The organism is Pseudoalteromonas ulvae UL12 (genome assembly GCF_014925405.1).
Classification (GTDB): Bacteria; Pseudomonadota; Gammaproteobacteria; order Enterobacterales; family Alteromonadaceae; genus Pseudoalteromonas; species Pseudoalteromonas ulvae.
Genome location: NZ_AQHJ01000028.1, coordinates 1 through 26284 on the forward strand (window position 1 = coordinate 1; position 26284 = coordinate 26284).

Sequence of the window (26284 nt, forward strand, 5' to 3'; positions counted from 1 at the left end):
GGCTTGCGCTCATTCTTCGCTTAGTTTAGCCTGCTATTTTCCGCCGTTTATTAAGGCGTTAAATTTCAAAAGAAGTATCGAGATGGACGAAAGAGATCAGAAAGCATTAGATGATATTGAAGAATATGGATGTCATGTTATGAATGTTATGAATGTTATGGAAGGTGATGATGAGCCTTCTTTTACATATTCTATTGGTATTAACAAGAAACAAAATAAGCCGGATGTAGTAATTCTAGGGTTGAAGTCAGAATTGGCCCACTCAATGGCAAATAACTACAAAAATCGTCTTCTCGATGGAGAGGTATTTGAGCCAGGAAATTATTATTCAGACTTTCTTGGTGATTTCGATGTGTGTTTCGTGAAAGTCTCAAAAAAATATTTCAAAGATTATTTTGGTTGGGGACTTTGGCTTCACAAAGGAGACGATTTTGAAATGCTTCAAATGGTCTGGCCTACAACTGACGGTGTTTGGCCCTGGGGCGAGAATAAGTCGGATTTTTACAAGTGGGCACAACCAATATTAAATGAAGATGGTGTGCTAAATGAAATTTAACAAGGCCAGTCAATCTGACCTTCGTAAACTGTCTTCTTTTTTGCAAAAAGACGCAAAAAAGCCGCCAATTCACTCCGGCAGTTGCTGGCGGCGTTAGGTGAATAGGGAATATCTGGAGTATGCTGTCATGGAAGTAGTTAAATATCATCCTGAACATAATTCAACAATGTACTCAGGTTCAAAAGGTGAATATCTCCTGTATGTGCACGTACATGCGCCAAGTGTAGGTTTTGATGTAATTCATGAACTACCTAAACATGAGCTTAAGTCGTATAAAAAAGATCCTGAATCTTATGTTTCCGAAAAGGCTGCATATATGGCAAAGTATCCAACTAGTTTCAAAACGCTATCGGATAAGTAGTGGTGTATTATTCACCTAACAAGAGACTATGGCGTCAATAGCTAATTTTAAATTTTTGGCGCTTCCCACATTACCCCGTCTCTGAGCATCGAATTTAAGATCACAATCATCTTCCTGACACACGCAATAAGCGCTACTTTTTTTGATTTCCCAGCAGCAACTAATCGCTGATAAGTTGATTTAAAAACAGGGTTTGATTGGATGGCTGACATCATCGCCATGTATAAAACGGTGCGCACTTGATGTCGCCCACCTTGAATTTTCCGAAGCCCTTTATAGCGGCCACTTTCGCGATTCATAGGCGCAACGCCAACCAATGCACCGGCTTCTTTATTCGACATATAGCCAAGCTCAGGTAAGTTGCTGATGATGGAAGCAGCGGCAATTTTACCAATGCCTTTCATGCTTTGCAGAATCGTGTTTTTGGCTGAATATTCAGGGCATGATTCAATGAGTTTTAGAATTTTATTTTCAATTTTTTCAATCTGATTTTTAAAGGCTGTTAAAATAGGTTTGATGGTTGAAATCAGCTCTTTTGGTAAAATTTGCAGGCGGTTTTTTTCCATCGTTTGCATGACTAACAGCTGATTTCTTCTGGCAACCAAATCACTCATAATCTGCATGATGTCAGGCTTTAGGGTGGAGAGTGTGGGTTTAATTGCTTCGCCATAATGTGCAATCAACTGTGCATCTAGCTTGTCGGTTTTAGCGCGTTGACCAATGGCACCAGCAAAGCGTTTTATGTGTATTGGGTTGGCAATGACAAAGGGTAAATTGGCCTTTGCACATGCAATAATAAAGGGCATTTCAAGACGGCCAGTGGCTTCAATAAAGATGCGGTTTGGAGAGTGAATTTTGATTTTTTTAATTGCCTCAGCAATCCCTTTTTCATCGTTCTTAACGGTGAAATAGATATCAAGAGGGCGAATATAAATATCGAGTTGAAATTTGCCGGTATCGACACCGACATTAATGTTTTGATTAGTATTTGTTTTCATAATAAGCTAACTCTTGCTTGCATAATGCGGGTTCGAGACCCAGTAGACTATTCGAGTGTGATGCTTGGAGTCTTTTGTGGCGTTCATTCTTGTTATCGGTCTCTCAACAGAGGATCCATCGCTTAATCGAACTACCACAAAAGAGAGCTTTAGTTGCAGCTAAAGCCTGGGTCTCACATTACCCGAACTTGGTTTAAAAGAATAATTAGATGGGTTTATTATCCATACAAGCTAATTAATAAGGACAAAAAACAGTTGGCTGTTTTCGTTCCTCAACATTTTAGCCAACAATTTTTTGCCCATTATTAGGGCGTTACATTTCACGGAGGATTTAGGTTGTCATTTCCAGTTTTAGAGACAAATCGCTTAAGGTTAGATCAATTATCAGAAGATGATTCAAATAGTTTGTTTGAGTTGTTCTCGGACAACACAGTTGTCAAATACTATGATTTAGAAGCATTCACTGAACTGTCACAAGCGAGTAAATTAATAGAATTCTTTAACTCTCGATTTAAAGAAAACTCTGGTATTCGTTGGGCTATTCGCTTAAAAGAAAAAAATGAATTCATAGGTACTTGTGGCTTTAATTCTTGGAGCCCTAAAATGAAGAATGCCACTATTGGTTATGACTTATTGCCCAAGTATTGGAGTAACGGTTTTACCACGGAAGCAGTTCATCGAATAGTTAAAACTGCATTTTTAGGTGAATTATCTTGCGGTAAACTTAATCGTATTCAAGGAGATACCGTTCCGGGTAACTCTGCTTCTGAGTCGCTCCTTTTAAAAATAGGCTTCAAAGAAGAAGGTCTAAGGCGTCAAAGCGGTTACTGGAAAAATCAATTCCATGATCTTAAGTGCTTTGGGTTAATTAGGTCTGAGTATAGAGAAATATAACAATCAGTTGGTGTGCGCCCCTGCGGGGCTGGGACGGTTACACTTCGCTCGTTCCTCGCTACGTTTCACCGCCCCACAACAAAAGCGTTATGTGTCACATCTAACACGGAGAGTAGTTTGAAAAATCCTACAGGGACTAAAAAGAATCATCGTGGCACTTTTTTAATGAATGGTGGTTTAACTCATGTGAGGTATGATCACAAAAGTCGCCCATCAAAATTGATATTAAATGCCCAAATTGTAGTTCTTTAGCAATTGCTAAAGATGAAGAAGTAGGTGACTCTTTATTTGTCGCTGATATGTCACCAAGCTTTAAAGGCTCACCATTTTCAATTACATGCACGTCATGTATGTACCGCAAAAAGAGGTTAGCCTATGAAGAGCTAACTGAACCTTACTTTCAGTTTGAAGGCCGTGGCGAGATTCTTTGGGCATGGAATCGAGAACATTTAGATATGATTTATAAATATTTAAATGGCGTATCGATCAAAGAACATGACTATGAGTTTTATAACACATACATTCATGGTGATTGGAAAAATATAAAACAACTTATTTAAAAACAATTAGTAAAGGTTTAAGTGACACATAACAAGTCATTAAAGCAGGACAAAAAACAGTTGGTTTTTGCTCGTGCCTCGCTTATTTTAACCAACTATTTTATTGCCTCTTAATGAGGCGTTATGTTTTAAGGGAAGTATGAAGAAAGTAATCGGATTATATGTTCTTGTTGTAGTAGTTGGTGTATTCACATCAATAGCTGTTTCAGAAAAGGTAACAGAAGAAACTTTCAAGTTTTATTCTGGAGCCACTATGAATCAAATGGATTATGGTTTAACCCTAGAAAACTCCTTAGCTATTTTAGCTGCATACGAAAACAGTGATGAAGCTGAATTTTATCAATCAAGTTGTGTGCAAATTGATTTATCGCTAAGAGCTTTACGCTTGTACAGTGGCAATATTGATGGGATGCAACAAGTTCGAACAGAGTCTGCTATTACCAAAGGCGATGAAGTACTTTTAAAACTACAGCAATCAGGCAAGTGTTAATTAAAACATAACAAGAGACTATGGCGTCAATAGCTAATTTTAAACTTTTGGCGCTTCCCACATCACCCCGTCTCTGAGCATCGAATTTAAGATCACAATCATCTTCCTGACACACGCAATAAGCGCTACTTTTTTTGGTTTCCCAGCAGCAACTAATCGCTGATAAGTTGATTTAAAAACAGGGTTTGATTGGATGGCTGACATCATCGCCATGTATAAAACGGTGCGCACTTGATGTCGCCCACCTTGAATTTTCCGAAGCCCTTTATAGCGGCCACTTTCACGATTCATAGGTGCAACGCCAACCAATGCACCGGCTTCTTTATTCGACATATAGCCAAGCTCAGGTAAGTTGCTGATGATGGAAGCAGCGGCAATTTTACCAATGCCTTTCATGCTTTGCAGAATCGTGTTTTTGGCTGAATATTCAGGGCATGATTCAATGAGTTTTAGAATTTTATTTTCAATTTTTTCAATCTGATTTTTAAAGGCCGCTAAAATAGGCTTGATGGTTGAAATCAGCTCTTTTGGTAAAATTTGCAGGCGGTTTTTTTCCATCGTTTGCATGACTAACAGCTGATTTCTTCTGGCAACCAAATCACTCATAGTCTGCATGATGTCAGGCTTTAGGGTGGAGAGTGTGGGTTTAATTGCTTCGCCATAATGTGCAATCAACTGTGCATCTAGCTTGTCGGTTTTAGCGCGTTGACCAATGGCACCAGCAAAGCGTTTTATGTGTATTGGGTTGGCAATGACAAAGGGTAAATTGGCCTTTGCACATGCAATAATAAAGGGCATTTCAAGGCGGCCAGTGGCTTCAAAGATGCGGTTTGGAGAGTGAATTTTGATTTTTTTAATAGCCTCTGCAATCCCTATTTCATCGTTCTTAACGGTGAAATAGATATCAAGAGGGCGAATATAAATATCGAGTTGAAATTTGCCGGTATCGACACCGACATTAATGTTTTGATTAGTATTTGTTTTCATAATAAGCTAACTCTTGCTTGCATAATGCGGGTTCGAGACCCAGTAGACTATTCGAGTGTGATGCTTGGAGTCTTTTGTGGCGTTCATTCTTGTTATCGGTCTCTCAACAGAGGATCCATCGCTTAATCGAACTACCACAAAAGAGAGCTTTAGTTGCAGCTAAAGCCTGGGTCTCACATTACCCGAACTTGGTTTAAAAGAATAATTAGATGGGTTTATTATCCATACAAGTTGCTTAAACGGAAAAATAACAGTTGGCCATCGCTTCGCGATTTTAGCCAACCATTATTTTAACGCTTAACTCGTTCCCTTCGGTCACTGGGACACAAACGCAGCGGCGCTTCGCTATTTTGCCGCTACGTTTGCGCCTGTTAGCTTAAAGTTAGTTGCCTTTTCAATACCGCATGTTCAATTTACTGTACACGTATGTGAGAGAAGATTATACTTGTTCCATTAAATGTACATGTGAAGGTTCTTATGAGAATCATATCTTTTACTGAAGCTAGAAATGGTCTTAAAGCTGTCTTGGACGGTGTAGTTAATGATGCAGATACAACAGTCATTACACGTCGTGATTCTGAGGATGCTGTGGTTATGTCTTTAGATTACTACAACAGCCTTATGGAGACAGTGCACTTACTTCGCTCTCCTCAAAATGCTGAACACCTAAACCGATCAATAGCACAGTACCGTGCTGGCAAAACGACAGCACGAGAGTTAATTGATGAGTAGTAGTCAACGTTTACTATCGTGGACTGATGAGGCTTGGGGTGACTACCTGTATTGGCAAACCCAAGATAAGAAAACACTTAAGCGTATCAACAAACTTATTAATGATGTTAAGCGTTCTCCTTTTGAGGGTATTGGTAAACCTGAACCGTTAAAAGAGAACCTATCTGGTTTTTGGTCTCGCCGCATTGACGATACTAATAGGCTTGTTTACGCAGTCGATGATCAAGCAATAACAATAATTTCATGTCGCTACCACTACTAAATCAGGTTCAACGGTCGGGCATCTAACAAACAATTTAAGAGTGATTCAGCACGCTTGGCATTTTTGGTTTGGTTTTAGTTCAGTGTTTACGGTGGTCAAATGGAGTGTCGTGGCTGCGTGCTTCACACCTTAATTGGGCGTTAGAGTGAAAGTGAATTTTATGCGTAATCGTCACTTTGGGGAACATTAATCAAAATGATGAATTTAAAAATTAAATCGCATTTAGTTGCCCGAATACTTTCTATTTATATAGTTACCTTTTTATTATCGGGCTGCTTTAAAGACGTAGATATAAATCCGAGAGTAACAGCTGATAAATTAGTTGGTGAATACTCAAATATGGAACAAGTTTTATTTATTGAATCAGATAAAACTTATCGAATAAACTCAGGGGGTTCAAAAGAGGAAGGTTTCTGGTCTATTCTCGATTCTACAGTTACATTGACTTCAAATAATCAAAAAGTAACTCGTATTAAAGTTTACGAAGTAGAAGGGCTGTATGAGTTAATTACTCTTGATAGAAGCCCGCAGGATCCTGATACTTATGATTTCTCTAAAACAATGAGACGTAAGGCTTTGGAGTAATTTTACTCTAACAAGGCATTAAACAGGGGCGTTAGTAGCAATCCAACAAAAGGAGGAAACATGAAAATCAGTATTGAAACTGAAGTGAAAGCGTCGCCAGCCACCGTCTGGAATGCATGGGTCAGTCCCGAAGATATAACAAGTTGGAATTTTGCTATCGACGAATGGTGCTGCCCCAAGGCAGAAATAAGTCTGGAAGTAGGCGGGAAATTCAATTACCGAATGGAAGCGAAAGATGGTTCTATGGGTTTCGATTTCGAAGGTACTTTCACTGAGATCAATCCACAAAAATCCATTCGTTTCGAGCTTGGAGATTCACGAGTTGTTACTGTGGAGTTCTTGGAAACTGCCGAGGGAGTCAGGGTTATAGAATCATTTGATGCTGAAGATGAAAACTCAGCAGAGCAACAAAAACAAGGTTGGCAAAGTATTCTCAATAACTTCAAAAAGCATGTTGAAAGTAAAAGCAACTAACACAATGAGCCTATCTCTCGTCAATAGGCATTACTTATCTTTTTGACCGCGCAAGCGGTCAAATCCAAATCAATCAACAAATTCATCTGTCGGTTAGCTGTTAAATCGTCAACACATAGAGAGGCTCTCTTAGTGCGATCTTATCGCTGCCTGACGTTTTACACCGGCGGTTAAGGCAAGCAACTGGCTTTGTTAAAGAAGTACCTGACTTCGTAGTCTTCGCAAGTGGTGTTGCTGCTACTGCCTCCATTACTAGAATTCCAGCAGGCAAAGCCTGTTTGGTCATTAACTAAATTTTGCCCAGTTAACAACGAGTCGAGTTTATTGCTTGCAACGCGTGCGACAATGCCAGCAATATCAGTTGATTCACAGCTAGAAGATATGTTTCCTGCATTTTTATGAGCGTTAAATAACTCATTATCGCCATTATTTGGGCCATCAATATTGAGCCAATCTGTCGCGTAAACACCTTCTTCAATTAGTGTGTTAGCTATTTTGTACACGCCTAACGAATTAATTTCTTTACCTTCTTGGCCATGAAAAGCAAAAAGTTGTTGTGTGGTGGTTGAGGAATAAGTGGTACAACTACCAGATTGTGAACCGCCAGAAATACTGTTTCCAGCATTCGAAGTTAGTTTTATGTAATACACAGTGTCGTATCCGTATTTATGATCGTCTGTACAGATGGTGATATCATCAAGATATTCGCCTTTACTGGCGTCAAAACTTAATGTATTTCCCCAATTACCGCTGCTGCCTCCATATGTGACGCAATGCTCTTTAGTACCCACGCTGGCATGACTAATGGCTTGTCTTGTTTCGTAACACGCTTTTAACCCATTGATTCGATTGCCCGAACGCAGTTTCACAGAGCTCAAATTGAGTGCGCCACCTTGTAGTGCTTTGCGTTTTAAGATGCCGATATCATTAAAAGCATCTCCTTTATTGGTTGAGCCTACTTGTGCTTTTTCAACAAATTGCCAATCAATATAATTACTTGAATTAGCATACCAAAAGTCATCAAATGCTTTGTAATAGTTGACCCACACATCATCGTTGTTGAGATTGATGGTCGTTAAGAGTTGGGCATGTTCGTATGCATTAAATGGCATACCGAACGTAAACGATCCGCTTAAGTTTTGGCAGGCTTCAAACCCTGATTGCCACGATCCTTTCGATGTAGATAGCGCCCAATTTCTATTTGCATCAACACATGTGTGATATTGATAGGTGGAGCAGGCTTCATCGATGATGCTTTCATCTGAACTTAAACTTGCACAGTTGCCTGAACCGTTTGGTCGGTTGCTTTTCCACGACCAGATAAAATCTTCAATTTGAACTTCGTTTGCACCATAGCCACTTGCTGCGCTGGTATTGTTTGTTTCAACAAGTGCCAACTCTAATATTTGTGCCCCTTTACTGGCCCATTTTTTGATAACATTTTCGCCTGTTTTGTCTGGGTTGGGGCCATCGGTATTGAGTTGGGTCGCATCATCTATGACGACCGTCATATTGCCGGCTTGATAGTGGGCTGTGTGGTCTTTGTTGACACATTTATCGTTACCATTTTGACAAAATGGCTGGTTGCTTTTTAAGTTACCTGTTGAATCGAAAGCATCAACGCCAATAAAAACGGTATTCCAAAACTTAGAGTAGTTACCTGCATCATGGTGGTTACACAGATCGCTGCTGTCGCGCGGAGTTTGTACAACTGCAACGAGTTGTTTTCCTGCTGCTAGAATGTCTTTTTTTGTCAAGTGGGAAACAGGTAAAGATGCACAGCTCTTATCTTTATAACCCCAATCTGAGGGAAGTAGGAGATAATCACTGATATCATTTTGTAAACGCTCGCCTATTTTATTGTGCCAATTGTTGTGGTCATTATGTTTATAAGCTTCAATTTTCAAAAGAATGACTTCGTCAGGGTTACTCTGTAAAAAGTCTTTTATATCATCAAGGCCTTCTGATAGTTTTGCATGAAAACTGGAACATAAAGCTTTCTTTTCGAGTGAATTATGGCAAAGCATGGGGGTTGAGTCGAAGGTACCCTCAGGGTAAATATCAAACTCCACTACACGGATCCCCCGCTTCAATAAACTGTTAGGTGAGTAGTATTGGTTGACGTCTGTATAGGTACCTTTATTCCAAGAATGTGAAGCATATGCGTTATGAGCGCCTGCCCAAAAAGTTTTAGAAAAAGGGGCAACGTTATCAATTTGTCCTTGTAAATCTAGACGTTTGACTTTTTCATCATTGATTTCTATTGCTGCACTACAAGACAGGCTTAATACCAACAATCCTGATGTAACTAGTTGTGTAAGTTTTGCGATTCTATGAATTGAATTCATCTGAATATTCCTTTGCTTTAAAGTTAGGTTTCAGGCCCTTGTCTGGAGTGTGGTTGAGCTGCCCCCCATCTAAGTGACCAAAGAAACAATAAACATGAAAAGTGCAAACAATGTGAATTAGGATGAAAATAAGGAACAAATATTTAAGCGGCGCTTAGATTGAAAGATTTACTCATCTAGATGACTGATTTATATAAAATTATAAAGAGTTCCTGTTGAAGATCCTCAGGAGTCATGCGCCCATTTTGGATCTTCTTGAATATTCTTGAATCATTTTTAGCAATTAGTTAGCGACTGGCTGTTGATTCAACTGCTGTTCAAGCTTATTGCTTAGGGCTTGCAAAGCGCTAATTTTATCTTTGGCTTCGTTCAGTTGCTCTGTGCTTAATTGTGCGGCTTGGCCGCGGTTAAGCCATTGTGCTAACTCATCAATTTTTGCCTTGCTGGCACGAATATAAGCTTGTTTGATGCGAGTTTGCTGGTTGTGTTCAAACGCTTGGTAGGCAGCTAAGTCGTTTAAGTCGCCTTGATAGCTTTCTTTGGGCGGGTTGTGTTTAGCAATCGGTGGCACATATTGGGGCGCAAAGTCTAAGTGCCGCGGCTTCGAAATTGAGGGCTGTTGATCATGCAGTTTGGGCGCGGTTTGTGTTAATTGTGGCTGAATTGCTTGTGGTTTGGTGTGCATCGCCAATTGAGTGGATTGTGCATGCTGGGTGGAGGTGTCTTTTTTTGAGCTGCGCTCTGTCATTTGTTCTGTTTCAATTGGGTCTTTGCTTTGAAGCCCATTCAGCCACATCACAATACTGATAACACACAAGAAGATAAGCCCAACACAGACCTTAAGTGTATGGGCTTTTTTTGGGCGAAAAGGGCTGGTATTCATATTAAAGTGCCTTGAGCCATTGGGTTTTAGCTTGTTGATAGCGGGCCAAAGCATGTTGTTTTGCCAGCGATTTTGTTGCTAAGTATCGCACGGTTTCGCTTTGTGCTGGGTAGTAACTTTCGGTTTTATCGAATGTTTGAATGACAAGCCATTGTCCTTGTGGCGTTCTAATCACTGGGGATAATGACTGCTCAGGTAAGTTAAAAGCACTTTGGATTAACCAATTGCTGCGGTTGTCTGTGCGAGTTAAGTGGTTTTGATATTTCGCAAAAATATCAGGCTGCTTAAATGTGTCACGGGCGGTGGCAAAGCCGTGTTCGCTTGCTTGATGGTGGAAGCGTAATGCTGTTGCTTGATCTGCAAACATCACCCCAGATGCGTTGACATCACTATGAAAACGAAACTCTGCTTTGTTTTGGCGATAAAACTGATTGATTTGTGCCACAGTCAGTTCTTTCGCGATAGCTTCAAGCACAGGGCTGTGGCTATGCATCATTTCACCGACGCCTAAATAGGCACGCATCGCGGGACTGATGATAGCCGCAGTGGCGATATCAGTTAAATGGCTTAAAGATAAACCATGTTGCTCTAAGGCATTTATTTGGCTTGCTAACTGCTGATAATGCAGCTCATTGTGTATTTCAGCATGTAAATAATTGCTATCGCCTTGATGCAGTTTGAAACGACTTTGCATCGATAAACTGTCATACAGGTGATAAAAATTAAGCGATTGCGATCCTAGTTCGATATTCACTTTACCCAGGGTCTCGGCTGTTTCGGGGTTCAGTTGTCCATTGGCTGGGTATGGCCCGAGCTGTGCGATTAACCAAGGTGCGTTGTATTTTGCCAGCACTTCATCGCTGAGTGTCGGTTGGGTGAGCGGCACTTGGCTATGCTGAATTAAATCAATCAGGTAGCGTTTTACATGATACTCAGTACTAAAACCAACGGCAGATAAACGTGTTGTTAATTGGGGTTGAGACTGCTCAGCTTGCCAGAGCAAAAATTGTTGCTCAAGCAAGTGGTTATGCACGTCTGTCGTGCTCATCTGCGGCGAATGTTGCTGATAGCTCTGGGTGAGCAACGCGATCTCTTGTTGGCTAAAGTGGGCAGTTACTGCATAAATAGGCAGGCTGATTAAGCCCACCAATAAGGTTAAAACTCGCATTTACTGTTGTTCCATCGCGTGATTGAGTAAATGAACGACCATCGCAATGGCATGGGGGATCACTTGTTTGGCGGTAATGACCCGATCATAATGATCTTGAGAGTTGAGCACGATGCCACCTTGCGCATACGACAATGCGCCCCCTTGGGTGAGCAGTGGGCGAATATCTTGGCTTTGACTTGCCAATGGCGAGAACGAATCCATGGCCGCGCTGACTAAACTGAAATCATTTAAAGATTCGTGATCGTAGTAGTCTTTCACCCATGTTTCCCAGCCACTGTGATTGAGATCTGAGGTCGTCCACGTATGGTGTGGTTGCAGCAAATCGGTAGTATGAAACACAAAACCGAGCAGTTGTGGGTTTTTATGAGTTAAGTAACTTTGATACCAATACTGTCCTAAGTTATCGATAGGTTGAAACGGTATTTTTTCAAAATCTTTGTACATGCTGTACTGAGAGTGGCTTTCGATTCGGTAATTTTTTTCGGTGATCTGAAAGCTATTGTACTGGCTTTTGTCTGCTCCAAACCAACCGGTTTGGCCTCCTTGACCATCATCGAGATGATCGCCTTTGAGCCACGTGGCCGCTAAGGTATCAACGGTTCCCCACACTGTTAATTTATCGTAGTTATAGCCGCCAAAATCATTGCCATGGGGATCTGCGCCTTGAGTATGATTTTGAAAATGCCAATAGCTAGTATATTTAACGATGCTTTGCGCTGCTCCCCAAATGGGTGCTTGTACGCAGTTACCAGTAATGGCACCACATAAAAAGGTATCTTCAAAATCATCGACGTCATAGGCTGCTTGGCCCATAAATTCGCCTAATTGCTGTGGGGTGAGTCCGAGTTGTTGGCTCCACGCTTGTAGCTTTTGGTATTGTGTGGTGCTCGGGTGTTGCGCCATATAAGCAACGGCATCTTCTACGATACGTTTATGGGTTTCTTGGCTAAATGCCTGTGCCTGTTGGGTGCAAAGCAGTAAACTTGCAGTTAAAAGTAAGTGTTTCATGGTACCTGTCTCTTTGTTTGTTAAATAGGTACTTGAAAGTGTAGCGTTAGAGTAATGACACTAACTTTACAATAAAATGAAGGTTTAAATTTTATTGAGTATCAGGCGCTCGCTAATAATTAATCTGAACTCTAGCTAAGAGCTGGATTATGCAAAGTTCAGATTAATATGTAAGTATTTTGAGTCGTGGCAATGCTCGTGGAATGCCAGCGTACTACCGTTGATGTGTAACCTTAGCTTGTTAGTTAAACAACATACTGATCGCCATGGCGAGCAATAACCCAGCGAATATTTTTTTGATAAAAGGTACCGGCAAGGTGTGAGCAGCCTTGGCACCTAAGGGCGCGGTAAACCACGACGTAGACACAATGCCCAATAGTGCAGGTAAATAAACAAAGCCCGCAAAGCCATCGGTCAAGGCAAAATGTGCGCTGCCAGAGCTGATATAACCTATCGATCCAAACAAAGCGATAACAATGCCACAAGCAGAGGCGCAGCCGATGGCTTTTTTCATATCTAACGAGAAATACGTCAGTAACGGTACCAACAATGCACCGCCGCCAATGCCGATCATGGCCGAAATACCGCCAGTTAAGGCAGTAAACAACGTCATCACGCCTTTGTGTGGCAAGGGGCGATTTGTGGTATCGCTCTGATTGCTGGATAAAAACATTTTTAAAGCAATCAGCACGACGCTTACCACAAATACGATGCGGACGATCTTATCGGGCAACAGTGCCGCCATAAAACCACTGATCAGCGCACCAAGGGCGACACCTGTCATGATCCAAGGGGCGAGTTGCCATGGCACATTGCCATTTTTATGATGGGCGAGGGCCGAAGACGTTGAGGTAAATAAAATTGAGGCGAGTGAAGTTGCAACGGCGATAATCACCACCTGATCAGGCGGAAAATCAGCTAAATGAGCTAAGATGCTGCTTAAAATAGGCACAATCACTAAGCCACCGCCAATGCCAAGCAGGCCAGCTAAAAACCCAACACCCGCGCCCAATATGGCGCAATAAATAACCAACATCATCATTTCGTTCATTCGGTTGCTCTCTTTTTATTATCAAGTTAGTGGATACACCTTGAACGTTTTTAAGGTGCGATACCTGAAGGGGTCAATGTCACAAAGCGCCCATATCTGTTTGTAATCGGCACTCTTTTTATTCGTTTTCATTATCACAAAATCAGCGTGTTACTTAATCGCCACTGGTAGTTGTAATGAGCTTGAAGGTGCTACAGCTCTGTAGGAGGTTCCACAGCGTCGCTGCAATTTTCGCGGCCAGTATAGCAATTTACACAGCCACTAAAATCGTTTTCTCCTTGATAACTGTTGAATATTCCTCATGTTTTAAATGAAATTAACGCACGTTTCATTATTTAATTTTAGATGTCCATCCATCTAAATGAGTTGTGCGGTTTTTTAGAGTACAGAATTATCATTATCAGCTTTTGCGCTTGTTCCTTTTTACTCATGCATGAAGCAGCTTCAAGTTGCAGGTGAAATTAAACCGTTTTTCAATTTGTACCGATCCACGTATAAATATCATAACGCTCAGAACACAACGCATTTAATCGGTTCACACGAGCATCATTGCATACACATACTGGATACCTGACGACTATGAACACAGACTTTATCTTTACACTCAAACGCACAGCGCTTGATGAACATTACCAACCCGCCAGCAATACGCGTATTACGACTAACTTTGCAAATTTAGCCAGAGGCACAAGCCGCCAAGAGAATTTGCGTAATGCACTGAAAATGATCAATAACCGCTTTAATGCATTAGCCGATTGGGATAATCAGCAAGCCGATCGCTACTCGGTTGAGCTTGAAATTATCTCTGTTGATATTGATGTCGTAGGCAGTGGTGAGGCGTTTCCATCAATCGAGGTATTAAAAACCAACATTGTTGATCATCATACTAATAAGTGTATTGAAGGGATTGTTGGCAATAACTTTTCGTCGTATGTGCGTGATTATGACTTTAGTGTTTTACTGCAAAACCATAATAAAAATCAGCCAACGTTTAGTGTGCCGGATAATTTTGGTGAGCTGCACGGTAAGTTGTTTCAGAGTTTTGTAAACTCCAACGTTTATAAAGACAACTTCACCAAGCCTCCGGTCATTTGTTTAAGTGTCTCAGATAATAAAACTTATCATCGTACCGACAACCAGCATCCAGTATTAGGTATTGAGTATCAGCCAAATGATTCGTCATTGACTGAGCAATATTTTAAAAAGATGGGTTTAGCAGTGCGTTATTTTATGCCACCTAACAGTGTTGCGCCATTGGCCTTTTATTTTATTGGCGACTTGCTCAATGATTACAGTAGCCTAGAGCTTATTAGCACCATAAGCACCATGGAAACGTTTCAAAAGATTTATCGCCCAGAAATTTACAATGCCAATGCAGTGGCAGGGCGAGCTTATCAGCCAAACTTGAAAAACAGTGATCATTCATTGACGCAAATCGTCTACGACCGCCATGAACGCAGTCAGCTTGCTTGCGCGCAAGGTAAATTTGCCGAAGAACACTTTATCAAGCCTTATCAAACTGTGCTTGAACAGTGGTCACAAAATTATCTGTAACACCTTGTACAGTTATTCACCTAAATTACGGCAGTTAACACTATGAAAAGATTATTACCTACTTCAACCGCTGGCAGCTTACCTAAACCCGTGTGGTTGGCTGAGCCCGAGACACTGTGGTCACCGTGGAAATTACATAACGACGAGCTGATTGCTGGTAAGCAAGATGCACTACGTTTGTCGTTACAGCATCAACAACAAGCGGGGATTGATATCGTCAGTGACGGCGAACAAACTCGGCAACACTTTGTAACCACGTTTATTGAACACCTCAATGGCGTTGATTTTGAACAACGTAAAACAGTGAGAATTCGAGACCGCTATGATGCCAGTGTGCCCACTGTTGTTGGTCCGGTGAGTCGCCAAAAACCAGTGTTTGTGGATGATGCCAAATTTTTACGCCAGCAAACCACGCAACCTATAAAATGGGCTTTACCTGGCCCCATGACCATGATTGATACCTTGTACGATGCGCATTATCAGAGCCGTGAAAAACTCGCTTGGGAATTTGCCAAAATTCTCAATCAAGAGGCCAAAGAATTAGAAGCGGCAGGGGTGGACATTATTCAGTTTGATGAACCGGCATTTAATGTCTTTTTTGATGATGTGAATGAGTGGGGCATTGCTTGTTTGGAGCGTGCCATCGAAGGGTTAAAGTGCGAAACCGCCGTGCATATTTGTTATGGCTATGGCATTAAAGCCAACACAGACTGGAAAAAGACCCTAGGCTCTGAATGGCGTCAATACGAACAAGCTTTCCCTAAATTGCAGCAGTCGAAGATCGATATTATCTCACTAGAATGTCACAATTCTCATGTGCCAATAGAATTACTGGCGTTGATCCGAGGCAAAAAAGTGATGGTGGGCGCGATTGATGTGGCAACGCATGAAATAGAAACCCCAGAAGAAGTCGCCAAGACCCTCAGAGCAGCTCTGCAATATGTAGATGCAGATAAGCTCTACCCATGTACGAATTGCGGTATGGCACCTTTACCGGATCACATTGCACAAGCAAAACTGCACGCTTTAAGCGCAGGAGCAAAACTAGTGCGAGAAGAGCTGTTGGCAGACTAGCTACTTCTTATATTTATAAACAGCACTAGTGAGGTTGGAAGTATTGATGACTATTTAAATCTTGAAGTAATGAGAGTGTTTTATCACTCTCATTACTCGTTATTGAGTACTAAACCTTGTTATTTACCGATATTTTCTGCAAAAAATGAAGCCATTTTAGTATAAAAATCAGTTTGATTCTTTTTCTTGTGATAACCATGGCCTTCGTCTCTAACCATAGACTCATAAGCGTAATCAATTTTATCTAAAGCATCTGTTAGAGCATTATATTGTTCCATAGGAACCCTAACATCATCTTCACCGTGCGCGATAAATAATTTAGCTTTTATTTTATCAACATTGAAAGAAGGCGAGCGAGCCTGCATGTCTGCCATATCAATACCGTGGACCATGTCGAGGAATTTTCTTCCTTGCTCAGTCGTTGGGATATCACCACTTTCTTTCATTTCAGGTAAAGAGTAGACGCCGACATAACCAATCGCGCATTTGTAAAGATCAGGTTCTCTAATGACGCCCATCAAGGCAGAATATCCACCGTAACTACCACCATAAATACAGATTCGATTAGGGTCTACAATTCCTTGTTTGATAGCCCAATGTGTAGCATCTGTCACATCGTTTTGCATCTCATTCCCCCATTTTTGGTAGCCGCTTTTTTCAAATGCTCGACCGTAACCACCTGATCCTCTGAAATTGACTTGTATCACTGCATAGCCCAGAGACGCGATATACTGCACTTCTTTATTGTATCCCCAATAATCACGAGGCCCATGAGGACCGCCATGGACCACCACCACAGCAGGTAGGTTTTTATCTGCAAGCCCCTTAGGTATTGTCAAGTAACCATTTAAGTCAATTCCATCTCGGGATTTTATTCTAAAAGGTTCCATCATTGATAAGCTCTTTTTATCAACAGCTTCAGTTGTAGCAGCTATAAATGTGGCTTTTTTTGAATTGATATCATAGAGGTAAAAAGCTGCAGGTGAAGTATCTGCTTCTGCTCTAAAGACAGCTAGATTTTTACGTTTAGAATGACTAGTGAACTCTAATCTGTAATTTTTGAACGAGTCGCTTAAGTCTTTGTAAATAGCATTTTCACCGGAAGTATCAAAATACTGATACTGAGGGTAGTCTGGGTCAAAAGTAGCGCCAATTACATCACCTTTGGGGCCAATAATAGGATTTAAAATATCGACACTGTTATGTCCTGCAAGGAGTAATAATTCTTGAGATTGTAAATCTAAGGTATAAATTGCGGTTGTTTTTCTGCCAGAATCACTGAGGATGTAAGCTTTATTTCCAGCTAAGTTCATCCCTAAAAATGCTAGGGTATCGCCTTTTTTGTATTTTAACTTTTCTAGATTCAGAGATTTCCAATCATCGTTGATTGTTTGTTTAAAATATACGCTTAAATCACCTTCACCTAAATTTTGCTTATCGTTTTCTTGATAATGGAACGCAATTCTTGGGTTGCCTTCAATATCAGTGGTAATGCCAAATACATCTTCTTTTGGTTGACCAGCAATATAATCCATTTTGCCAGTATAAATATTTAGCTTGTGAATTTTTACCGAAAAATCATCATTGTAATGACCTTTGGTGACTAAAATGTTGTTTTTATCTGAAGGTAATGTACTGATTACTCTTAAAGATGATGTCGTCGAAAATAGAATTTCTCGTCTATTCGAACCATCGTAATTGGCTACAACATAATAAGGCCTTCCACCTTTTGTATCTAAATAGCCCACTGTTTTAGCGACTGACATCATCAGTCTTTCATCATTCAGCCAAACGACAGAGTTAATTCTTTGATATTCACCAAATGAAAAGGCAGCTGTTATCTTTCCTGATTCTTTATTGAGAATGACTAATTTTCTTTCAGTATCTTCATTATAAGTTAAAGAGTAATAATCTCCCCCTGGAGAGATCTTAACATCCACATACCCTCCTTTTGCAAAAAAGTTCTCGAGAGTGTTAGTACCAAATGCATTAAAGCTTATTGATATGACACAAAATAAAACAAGCCTGATGAAATACATGGTTATCCTTTTTATTTTTTATGAATTCACTAACATTGTACCTTATTCTCGTTTCAAGCTAAAAGCATGTTTTTATTAAAAAGTTATAAAAAAGTTAGGAGGTAATATCTATCACCCGCCATCTGGTAAACGACAACTTGCATTTAAAAGTGAGTTAAATAAATTTACAAACAGAGCAGTGAGAATATAACAAAATAAGCAAGCAGACCTATTTACAAACAGCCTCACACCTTAATAGTGAATATAAAGCACTGTTTATTTCCAGTGTAAAGTTGGCTCCTCACAGAAGTTGTAAAAGAGCCATAACAAAGTATGAATAGGGTTTCTGTATTGTGGCTGTATTACCTAGGCATGTCTTCAACGTAAAGTTATGATAATGGCATGCTAAATTGCCACTTTGGCTTAGTAATTTAACCTTACGCAGATTTACATCAGACCATTTTGAGCAGTCAAAGAAAATGGCTGTGTCAAGTGACTCTTCATATCCAATAAACATCTAATTTTTTAACGACAATTGAATCGCTCTACTGAGCGTATGAACGAAATTCAAGCACAGTTGTAATAGGCTGTAATAGGATAAAAATCATCAACTTGGTACATTTCGTCTATTGCAAGAGTGCCCCCGATAACCTATTGCAACCATGCCAAAGGAATGAGTGTGACTAGGATAGTTAACGCTCTGGTAATGAAGGACCCATCAACGGATGTGATGTTAAGGACATGCTCAAGATGAGCGAACTGGATCTTAATATGACTAGGTGACGTTTATTTACGCTGTGTTTTTTGAACTTAGCGTCAATTGACTCTTAGAGCCAACTACATATTAAGAACGCACAGGCCGTGCGACCGTTTAGGACGAATGCAGGAGCTAAGAGCCAAGGACGGTTTTTTTATCATCCCCAACCAATTTCCTTTAAGTTATTGGATTCCTTTCTAATAATAGGTTAGAACTAGCAGACTGGAGTGGCCGCCATTTTGACCCAAAAAAGCGCGGCGCTATCAGTAAAACACAACCCAAGATATTAGTTGAGCTAGGGATTGAAATCGCCATGTTGCTTGGAGCGGTATAAAACTTCAGGCGGAAATATAGCAGTTTCGCAGGCCAACCAAGCACGCTCAGACAATGTGCCCATTAGTATCAACACAGTTAGTATCACGGAGTCGGCTAAGTTTTAACAACGCTATTTTTATTTCAATGAAATAGGCAACGGCCTCACTTTGTCATGGCTGAAATAGCGATTATCAACCAATTTTTTATCGATATATCTCCATCAACCTTTTGAGTTAGCAACATCAGCAAAGTCTAATCATTTTTACGTGCCGTGATGCATCCAAATATCCTATTTCCCTTAGAAATTCTTTGTTGTATTTTTTCTTATATCAAATAAAATCAATGAGATATTTATGGCTGTCCTATATTTTTCATTTTTGACAGTAACTATCGTGCTGTTTTATGACCAAGCCAAGCGCATGCCCAGCAATGTTACCAATGAGGATAATTTTGGGGTGTTTGGCCATTGTTCTAGGCAGCAATTGGTGTCGTTTTATCAAGCTTATTGTCCAGAGTTATTAATCGTCAAGCAAGGGATAGAGGAGACGTTAGTGTTGCAACAACAAGCATTAGTAGGTTACCCCGTTTTACCCGCCAAACAGGTTGTCGATACGACCGCAGCAGGGGAGGCGTTTTCTGCAGGGTTTTTGGCTGAGTTTTTATCTGGAGCGAGTATTGGACAAGCGCTCCCCACGGTGAACCTGCTTGCAAGCCAAGTGATATTGGCAGCGGGGGCCATTGTTGATACTTGTGTGCTGCTTCGCTCATTATTAGTACCTATTTCTGCTGAAGGATGCATGTATGAATAAGTCTAATTACCTGTTTGTTATCGCTTTGATTGTTTGTTTTTTCTCCCAAGCTTTCGCTGCAAATACCCCACCATTGATGCCGATGCCAAGTCAGATCCAAGTGCAAGTTGGGCATATTCAACTCGATGAAATTTTACAAGTCAACGTGGCACACTTGCAACAAGGCACCTTACAACCCTTGCTGTCACAGTCATTATTGACCAGTCATTTTAAAGCCATAAAGTGGACAGCTAAGCGTCAGGCACAATTGTTGATAAACGTGGCTGAACAGGCGCCTCCTTTGCCTTATTTGGGCATGGATGAAGGTTATCGTTTGGATATTAATGATCAGGTGATCACTATAAGCAGCCAAAATCAATATGGCATGCTGCGCGGGCTTGCTACTTTATCGCAATTACTGTTTTTTGCTGAACAACCCCGCCAACTACAACATTTAACTATAAATGATGCACCGACTTACTTATGGCGTGGCTTGTTATTTGATGGGGTACGCCATTTTTTACCCGTTGAAGATGTAAAGCGCACTTTGCGCGGATTAGCCTCAGCAAAATTAAATGTTTTTCATTGGCATTTAACTGACGACCAAGGCTGGCGAATCGAATTAAACAGTTATCCCAAGTTACATCAAACGGCATCGGATGGCTTGTATTACACGCAAGCACAAATTAAAGATGTAGTGGCCTATGCTGCGCAGCTTGGTATTCGTGTTGTGCCTGAGTTTGATGTGCCCGGTCACGCCAGTGCGATTGTATTGGCTTATCCATCTCTTGGGAGTGGCACAACTTTAGCGAAAATGGAACGCCATTGGGGTGTGTTTAAACCGCTATTGGATCCAAGTAACTCAGCAGTCTACCAATTTATTGATGACGTGGTGGCTGAATTAGCAGGCTTATTTCCTGATCCCTATTTGCACATTGGAGGGGATGAAGTCGACGACAGTGATTGGCAACAAAACCCGAAAATCCAAGCGTATATGGCAAAAAACAAACTCGTTGATAGCGATGCACTGCATGCTTATTTCAATCAGCAAGTTGCAGTCATTTTAGCTAAATATAATAAGAAAATGATTGGCTGGGATGAGGTGCTGCATTCAAGTTTACCAACAGAAACTTTAGTGCAATCTTGGCGCGGGCATCATTCATTAGCAGCGATCCGAGAGTCTGGGTTTGATGGTTTGCTCTCCAGTGGTTTTTATATCGATCAGCCACAGTGGACAAGTTACCATTATCGTAATCACCCAATCGCTCAGACTGAGCAAATGGTGACGGCGACGCAACTGCTGGGTGGTGTCAGTTTTACTCTGACTCGCTTAAAAGGGGCGGCGGTGACCGGAAATGTTGAGGTATTTCGCAATCAACAGAAAAGTTTGAGTGCGCGAATAGAGATAAACGGAAAAGGGCAGTTTATTAGCGATAAGGTTGAGGCGCTCAGTAACAAAGGCCAGTATAGGGTGACACTCGATACATGGATGGGGCCAACAGATCTTCATTTTAATACACAAAAAGATAGCCAGTTTGAGGCATTTATTGGCAATACGCCCTATGGGTTTTCGGCTAAGGTCAATCGCTCCGCCCAATCACTTAGCGAGTTCAATGCACAATTGAGGGCTAAACAACAACGGTCGCAATCAGGTCAAGTACTTGGCGGTGAAGCAACCATCTGGTCAGAAATGGTCACCACAGACAATCTCGATACCCGAATTTGGCCAAGGCTTTATGCTATTGCCGAGCGTTTATGGTCATCGCCTAGTGTAACTGATGAGCAAGACATGTACCAAAGGCTCGGTAAAATTACGCGTTATGCTGCCGATCATGTTGGCTTATTGCACGAACAGCAATTGATGCAGCGTTTAAAGCAAGAGTTCGGCATAAAATCAGAGGATTTAGATGCATTACTCAGCTTTAGTCAGCTAATTGAACCTGCACATTATTATACGTTACATCATTTAGCCTATTTGCGAGATGAATATCATCAATTAGCACCACTGGATCAGTTAGTTGATGTGTTGCCGGTAGAAAGCCTGCAATTGCGAGAGTTCGACCATCAAGTGGCAGACTATCAAGCGAAATGCCAAGGAGCTGTGCTATCGGGTTTACAAGCTCAATTGTTGTCATGGCAAAAAATGATTGAAGAAAATCATCAACTCTTTATTGCAATAAAAGAGTGGCAAGTTAGCTATCGAGCTATCCTACAGGCATTAAAACAACACACTGATTTGAGTGTTTTTCAGCCCGTTGTTAATCACAACGGCACGGTGTCACAGGTGATAGCCTCTATCAACAAATTAAAAATGGCACAAAGGCAGTGTTTGTAAGTCGTGCTTATGAACTTTAAGTTGTGTGTGAGCCTGATAACTTTGCAATGTTGCTGTGGGTGAGAGTGGCATCGGTGTTATTGGTAAGCTGTTTGTGTAAACGACTTTATGTCACGATTGGATATGTTGTAAACGTGATGTTCAATGCGCTTTTTGATCCGAGGGGTGAGCAAAATAATACTGTTGATGAATACAGTGTTTATGATTTTTCCCATATCATCAAAATAGCCTCAGTCAGTATCTGTTTACACGATTAAAATTCGTTGGCATTATTGGAACATGTTAAAACCCATCAAAATGGTGTGTTTAAAAATCCCATTTTGGGACAAGTTAAATTGTTATATATACAAGGAAAGCCCAATGAAAATTTTTACCATAGTGCTACTGTTCATAACTTTTAACCTATCAGCCAAAGAAGAAAGCGGAGTTATTGTGAAAATACTTCCTGATTCTTTAGTTTTAAATTCAAGTTGTAAAGCTATGGCAGATTTAGTTGCCCAAGATTTTTCAATCTTATATGCCTGTACAGACTCCTTTCAACGTATGTACTTTTATAATTTCAGACTAAATAATATAGATTTAGTGGCTGATTTTAAAAAGGATTCAACTGACGTTGTAGTAAATATAAGTCAGTTTAAGTCTTATACTCTCTACGAAATAACAGCAAAAAACTCAGACAATAAGCCAATAAAGGCTGTTTCTTATTGTACAAAGGAGCTATGTCTAGATTTAGTCAGCGATGAGGAATATGAAAAATCTATTCAAGACTCAATAACATCACAATTACGAGGCTAGTATTTATAAGGCAGGCCTTTGCTAATAAGCCTGTGTCTTAAGGGAGAGGTTCAATGATTATCAAGGGCAAGCAGCCGACTCGCTGCGTTATCGGTTGTAATCGACGTTATACAACGATATCTATTCTCATCATTGCTTTAAACCGTTACTTTAAACAAATTAATAACTTATAGTATGAAAACACGCAAATTGCTTCTACGTAAATGAACTCACTGACGCTCTTAAACTTCCGCAGAGTAATGCGTTAGCCAACGGATATAGTTCGGTGAAATATACATGAAACTGTACATAAATACAGTGGTATGTATAATCCCCAATAATTTAGATGACGAATGCGCAGGGAATTTATGCTAGAAGATTTAGAAGTGTCCGCACCAAAGGACTTTGATTTTATAATTGGTGATTGGAATGTAAAACATCGTAGGTTGAAAAATTTATTAAATGACTGTGATGAGTGGGTTGAGTTTGAAGGAAAATCTTCCACACGAAAAACCATGGGAGGGTTTGGAAATTTAGAAGATGTTTACCTTCAATTTCCTGAGTCGTCATTTAGAGCTGTTGCCTTACGCTCTTATAATGCAGAATTAAATTTATGGTCTATCTGGTGGTTAGATGGGCGCTTTCCTGATGTATTAGATGTGCCAGTGGTAGGTCGGTTTACTGAAGGTGTAGGAGTATTTTGTGCAGATGATGTACTCAACGGAGTTAATATAAAAGTGAGATTTAAATGGATCTCGTTAGATCCAAGTAAGCCAAGGTGGGAACAAGCATTTTCAAAAGATAATGGTGAAACTTGGGAAACTAATTGGACTATGGAATTTTCACAAAGCCAATAATCTGTAATGTATTGGTTAACAAGTGCATTAAATTTGGCTGTGCAAGCTGAGCGATTTTTGCAAAAATCAAAAGGCGAAAAAAAAGTGTCTAACTTGCTCTGCAGTTTATGCGGGCCTCGGTACAAAAAGGACTTTGGTGGTGTTTGAAAGTATTGCGATTTATTCAGGGTTAATAGCAACTATTTGGATCGTCATTGGTGTTTATATTGCGAGCCGATTTTATAATGGTTATAGCCACTCTAAACAATTTTGTAGTGAATTAGGTGCAACAGGTAGCCCAACAGAAAAGCTGTCTCCTTTAATCAACAATTACCCTCTAGGCTTTTTATTTTGCTTTTTTGGTTGGTATTTGGCGCAACTCTCAGACGTTTCAATCTTGGTTAACATTACAGGTTGGCTTGTTATTATCCATGGTGTGGGCACGTGGGTTGCGGGTTATTTCCCCATGGACGCAGATCCTTTTACTCAAAGTCCAACGTTTAATTGTAAGGTTCATTCTTGGGCTGGTTTCATTATGTTGCTTTCGTTAGTTGTAGCACCCATCTTAGTTGCTATCAGTCCAACGACGGAAGTTATTCCTCTGTATTTCCGTATTTTTTCAGTTGTTTCTGTTATGGCGGCTATTTATTATCTTGTTGCTATGGCTAAAGCTGTAAAATCTCAAACCAATCCAGGCACTCATCAGCGTATTTCTTATGGCTTTCAACTGTTGTGGCTAAGTATATTTTCATTAGTGTTGGTATAATCAATAAATCCCAAAAAACATTGTGTTAAATGTCCATTCAACATCAACTAAATGATTGAGCCAAAATAGGCATTCAGTTATCGTGTGTTGATTAATAAATTAAAAACGAGTCGTTCTACAGGCTCGTTATGCGTATCTAAGGTTCATATGGTGTTTGAAAAACTGGCTAAACATCACGCTAGCCAACTTTTAGATTTTGAATTAGACAATAAGCAATGGTTTGAGACACTCATTGAACCTAGAGCTAAATCGTTTTATTCAATAAAAGGTGTCACCGAACATATTGATTTATTAAACGTTCAAATGGATAACGGTACTGGATATAGTGGAGTATTACTTCAAGATAACATAATAGTTTCACGCGCAAATATTAAAGACATCTCCAATAATGAAGCGTTTGTTGGTTATCGTGTAGCAAAAGCGTTTACCGGTAAGGGGGTTGCTAGTTTTTGTTTATCACAGCTAATAAATATTGCTCAGAGTAAATTTAATATTACCGAGCTGAAAGCTCTGGTCTTGGAAAATAATCCTGCATCAATGCATGTATTAAGAAAATTTGGTTTCGAAGCTACAAGTAGAAATGTAAACACTAAAACCTTAAATGGTAAGCAGCTAAGCTGTATAGAGTTCTTTGCAAAATACTCATAACAGATATGATCCGATCTCTCGTTAATAGGCATTACTTATATTTCGACTGCGAAGAAAAAATAGGTGTCGTATATTTCGCATAATATTGAAACGCTACAGAACAGAATGCACTAAGTAAAGTTAACCTTAATTAGCCTTAAAAATGCCGCAACACCCCACTGAAACCTTATAAAAAACCTCAATTCAAAGTATCAATTTAAACGAACTAAACAATTGAGTCAAAATAGGAACTAGGCTATTGTTTGTTAACAATTAAACATCAATAAATAGAGCCAATGTTCGGCTCATAGATTAACCTATTGGGCTTTTTATAATGAAAAATAATTTTGTATTTGTCGCTTTGTCTGAAGAGTTGTTTGCATCTTATACAGACATGAGTGATTCTGAACTTTTGCAACATAATGCGATGTGGTTAACCGTTGATTCTTGCCCTGGCTACCCATGTCGGGTGTCATTACAAGATGCACAAGTGGGCGAGCAGGTGCTAGCTCTTTCTTTTACGCATCATGATGTCGCATCCCCTTATAAAGCCGCGGGCCCGATTTTTGTCAGAAAACAAGCAAAAAAACGACATGTGTCCCGGGTGAGGTGCCTACAATGTTACGCCATCGATGCTTATCATTACGAGGCTATACCTCTGATGGCATGATGATTGATGCCGGAGTAGTTGAAGGCCGTGATTTAGAAAATCACATCATTACAATGTTTGATAACAAAAGCGTTGAATATATTCATGTACATAATGCAAAACCAGGTTGTTTTAACTGTGAAGTGCGCCGTGCATAACTCCTCGCACCTTTATCTATCCCAGCTTTGTATTCATTGAGAAATGCGATATTGAATTTCTATTGATACTATTTAAAATCAAAGAGATATTTTTTAGGTGTTGTTTTGTCTGTGAGTTAGTAAAGCTAACTTGTGGTGTTGATAGATAAAAATACTCAATTTTTAGGCGTGAACCAACAGGCGAAAACTAACAGGGGTGAGCAAACACTCGTTGAGCAATTTTCATGGAGTGCGCAGTACTCGCCAGATGTGATAACACGAAGAACAAACAAG

Annotated in this window: 25 protein-coding genes and 1 pseudogene; 18 read left to right on the forward strand and 8 right to left on the reverse strand. The window is 40.2% G+C overall.

The features are described 5' to 3' along the window. A partial coding sequence (locus PULV_RS10315; protein ID WP_227009391.1) for a DUF4262 domain-containing protein occupies positions 1-556 on the forward strand: 556 nt, incomplete at its 5' end. A gap of 127 nt (positions 557-683) precedes the next feature. After that, on the forward strand, positions 684-917 hold the full coding sequence (locus PULV_RS10320; protein WP_193331642.1) for a hypothetical protein: 234 nt from the start codon (positions 684-686) through the stop codon (positions 915-917). 47 nt (positions 918-964) lie between these two features. Here PULV_RS10320 and PULV_RS10325 read toward each other — a convergent pair whose 3' ends face one another. Beyond that, entirely contained in the window at positions 965-1915 is a 951-nt protein-coding gene (locus PULV_RS10325) for an IS110-like element ISPtu2 family transposase (RefSeq protein WP_193331643.1), read from the reverse strand. 336 nt (positions 1916-2251) lie between these two features. Between PULV_RS10325 and PULV_RS10330 the strand changes: the two genes are divergently transcribed. The 3 genes from PULV_RS10330 to PULV_RS10340 all read left to right on the forward strand — a co-directional run bounded on the left by PULV_RS10330 (position 2252) and on the right by PULV_RS10340 (position 3859). Further along, entirely contained in the window at positions 2252-2809 is a 558-nt protein-coding gene (locus PULV_RS10330; protein ID WP_193331644.1) for a GNAT family N-acetyltransferase, read from the forward strand. A 299-nt stretch (positions 2810-3108) separates the two neighbouring features. After that, the gene (locus PULV_RS10335; protein WP_193331645.1) at positions 3109-3369 is read left to right on the forward strand and encodes a hypothetical protein; all 261 of its coding nucleotides are present in this window, start codon (positions 3109-3111) and stop codon (positions 3367-3369) included. 139 nt (positions 3370-3508) lie between these two features. Next, positions 3509-3859 carry a hypothetical protein gene (locus tag PULV_RS10340; protein ID WP_193331646.1) on the forward strand — a complete coding sequence of 117 codons (351 nt, stop codon included), beginning with the start codon at positions 3509-3511 and terminating at the stop codon, positions 3857-3859. A 39-nt stretch (positions 3860-3898) separates the two neighbouring features. Here PULV_RS10340 and PULV_RS10345 read toward each other — a convergent pair whose 3' ends face one another. Then, positions 3899-4846 (reverse strand): IS110-like element ISPtu2 family transposase, encoded by a 948-nt coding sequence (locus PULV_RS10345; protein ID WP_193331647.1) that lies wholly within the window; start codon positions 4844-4846, stop codon positions 3899-3901. A 477-nt stretch (positions 4847-5323) separates the two neighbouring features. On the opposite strand from PULV_RS10345, the gene PULV_RS10350 reads away from it, so the two are divergent. The 4 genes from PULV_RS10350 to PULV_RS10365 all read left to right on the forward strand — a co-directional run bounded on the left by PULV_RS10350 (position 5324) and on the right by PULV_RS10365 (position 6899). Then, the gene (locus PULV_RS10350) at positions 5324-5578 is read left to right on the forward strand and encodes a type II toxin-antitoxin system Phd/YefM family antitoxin (RefSeq protein ID WP_193331648.1); all 255 of its coding nucleotides are present in this window, start codon (positions 5324-5326) and stop codon (positions 5576-5578) included. After that, positions 5571-5840, forward strand: a complete 270-nt coding sequence (locus tag PULV_RS10355; RefSeq protein WP_069509627.1) for a Txe/YoeB family addiction module toxin — start codon at positions 5571-5573, stop codon at positions 5838-5840. Before PULV_RS10350 ends, PULV_RS10355 begins: the two co-directional genes overlap by 8 nt. Positions 5841-6035: 195 nt before the next feature. Beyond that, positions 6036-6425: a hypothetical protein gene (locus PULV_RS10360; RefSeq protein WP_193331649.1), complete on the forward strand. Its 390-nt coding sequence runs from the start codon at positions 6036-6038 to the stop codon at positions 6423-6425. A 60-nt stretch (positions 6426-6485) separates the two neighbouring features. Then, a complete protein-coding gene (locus tag PULV_RS10365; RefSeq protein WP_193331650.1) occupies positions 6486-6899 on the forward strand; it encodes an SRPBCC family protein in 414 nt (137 codons plus the stop codon). Between the two features lie 170 nt (positions 6900-7069). Here PULV_RS10365 and PULV_RS10370 read toward each other — a convergent pair whose 3' ends face one another. From PULV_RS10370 to PULV_RS10390, 5 genes are all read right to left on the reverse strand, one after another. Beyond that, the gene (locus tag PULV_RS10370; RefSeq protein WP_227009392.1) at positions 7070-9247 is read right to left on the reverse strand and encodes a phosphatidylinositol-specific phospholipase C domain-containing protein; all 2178 of its coding nucleotides are present in this window, start codon (positions 9245-9247) and stop codon (positions 7070-7072) included. A 283-nt stretch (positions 9248-9530) separates the two neighbouring features. Beyond that, a complete protein-coding gene (locus PULV_RS10375; RefSeq protein ID WP_193331651.1) occupies positions 9531-10130 on the reverse strand; it encodes a hypothetical protein in 600 nt (199 codons plus the stop codon). 1 nt (position 10131) lies between these two features. Next, a complete protein-coding gene (locus tag PULV_RS10380; RefSeq protein ID WP_193331652.1) occupies positions 10132-11298 on the reverse strand; it encodes a peptidyl-prolyl cis-trans isomerase in 1167 nt (388 codons plus the stop codon). Continuing rightward, on the reverse strand, positions 11299-12309 hold the full coding sequence (locus tag PULV_RS10385) for a phospholipase (RefSeq protein WP_193331653.1): 1011 nt from the start codon (positions 12307-12309) through the stop codon (positions 11299-11301). A gap of 241 nt (positions 12310-12550) precedes the next feature. After that, positions 12551-13360, reverse strand: a complete 810-nt coding sequence (locus tag PULV_RS10390; protein ID WP_193331654.1) for a sulfite exporter TauE/SafE family protein — start codon at positions 13358-13360, stop codon at positions 12551-12553. Between the two features lie 579 nt (positions 13361-13939). Here PULV_RS10390 and PULV_RS10395 point away from each other — a divergent pair. Together PULV_RS10395 and PULV_RS10400 are read left to right on the forward strand one after the other, a co-directional pair. Next, positions 13940-14914 carry a DUF1852 domain-containing protein gene (locus PULV_RS10395; protein ID WP_086744904.1) on the forward strand — a complete coding sequence of 325 codons (975 nt, stop codon included), beginning with the start codon at positions 13940-13942 and terminating at the stop codon, positions 14912-14914. Positions 14915-14956: 42 nt separating this feature from the next. Continuing rightward, on the forward strand, positions 14957-15988 hold the full coding sequence (locus tag PULV_RS10400; protein WP_086744905.1) for a methionine synthase: 1032 nt from the start codon (positions 14957-14959) through the stop codon (positions 15986-15988). A 119-nt stretch (positions 15989-16107) separates the two neighbouring features. On the opposite strand, the gene PULV_RS10405 is transcribed toward PULV_RS10400, so the two are convergent. Beyond that, on the reverse strand, positions 16108-17928 hold the full coding sequence (locus PULV_RS10405) for an alpha/beta hydrolase family protein (RefSeq protein ID WP_227009393.1): 1821 nt from the start codon (positions 17926-17928) through the stop codon (positions 16108-16110). A gap of 1503 nt (positions 17929-19431) precedes the next feature. Between PULV_RS10405 and PULV_RS10410 the strand changes: the two genes are divergently transcribed. The 7 genes and pseudogenes from PULV_RS10410 (at position 19432) to PULV_RS10440 (ending at position 26011) form a co-directional block, all read left to right on the forward strand. Next, on the forward strand, positions 19432-19887 hold the full coding sequence (locus PULV_RS10410) for a PfkB family carbohydrate kinase (protein ID WP_193331657.1): 456 nt from the start codon (positions 19432-19434) through the stop codon (positions 19885-19887). Beyond that, on the forward strand, positions 19880-22201 hold the full coding sequence (locus PULV_RS10415; RefSeq protein ID WP_193331658.1) for a family 20 glycosylhydrolase: 2322 nt from the start codon (positions 19880-19882) through the stop codon (positions 22199-22201). Before PULV_RS10410 ends, PULV_RS10415 begins: the two co-directional genes overlap by 8 nt. Before the next feature lie 360 nt (positions 22202-22561). Further along, positions 22562-22996 carry a hypothetical protein gene (locus PULV_RS10420; protein WP_193331660.1) on the forward strand — a complete coding sequence of 145 codons (435 nt, stop codon included), beginning with the start codon at positions 22562-22564 and terminating at the stop codon, positions 22994-22996. Positions 22997-23328: 332 nt separating this feature from the next. Next, positions 23329-23832 (forward strand): DUF1579 domain-containing protein, encoded by a 504-nt coding sequence (locus tag PULV_RS10425; protein ID WP_086744911.1) that lies wholly within the window; start codon positions 23329-23331, stop codon positions 23830-23832. 139 nt (positions 23833-23971) lie between these two features. Continuing rightward, positions 23972-24577: a DUF998 domain-containing protein gene (locus tag PULV_RS10430; RefSeq protein WP_086744912.1), complete on the forward strand. Its 606-nt coding sequence runs from the start codon at positions 23972-23974 to the stop codon at positions 24575-24577. Positions 24578-24724: 147 nt separating this feature from the next. Continuing rightward, the gene (locus PULV_RS10435) at positions 24725-25225 is read left to right on the forward strand and encodes a GNAT family N-acetyltransferase (protein ID WP_193331662.1); all 501 of its coding nucleotides are present in this window, start codon (positions 24725-24727) and stop codon (positions 25223-25225) included. Positions 25226-25631: 406 nt separating this feature from the next. Continuing rightward, positions 25632-26011, forward strand: a pseudogene (locus PULV_RS10440) (DUF1203 domain-containing protein). Positions 26012-26284: the final 273 nt, after the last annotated feature.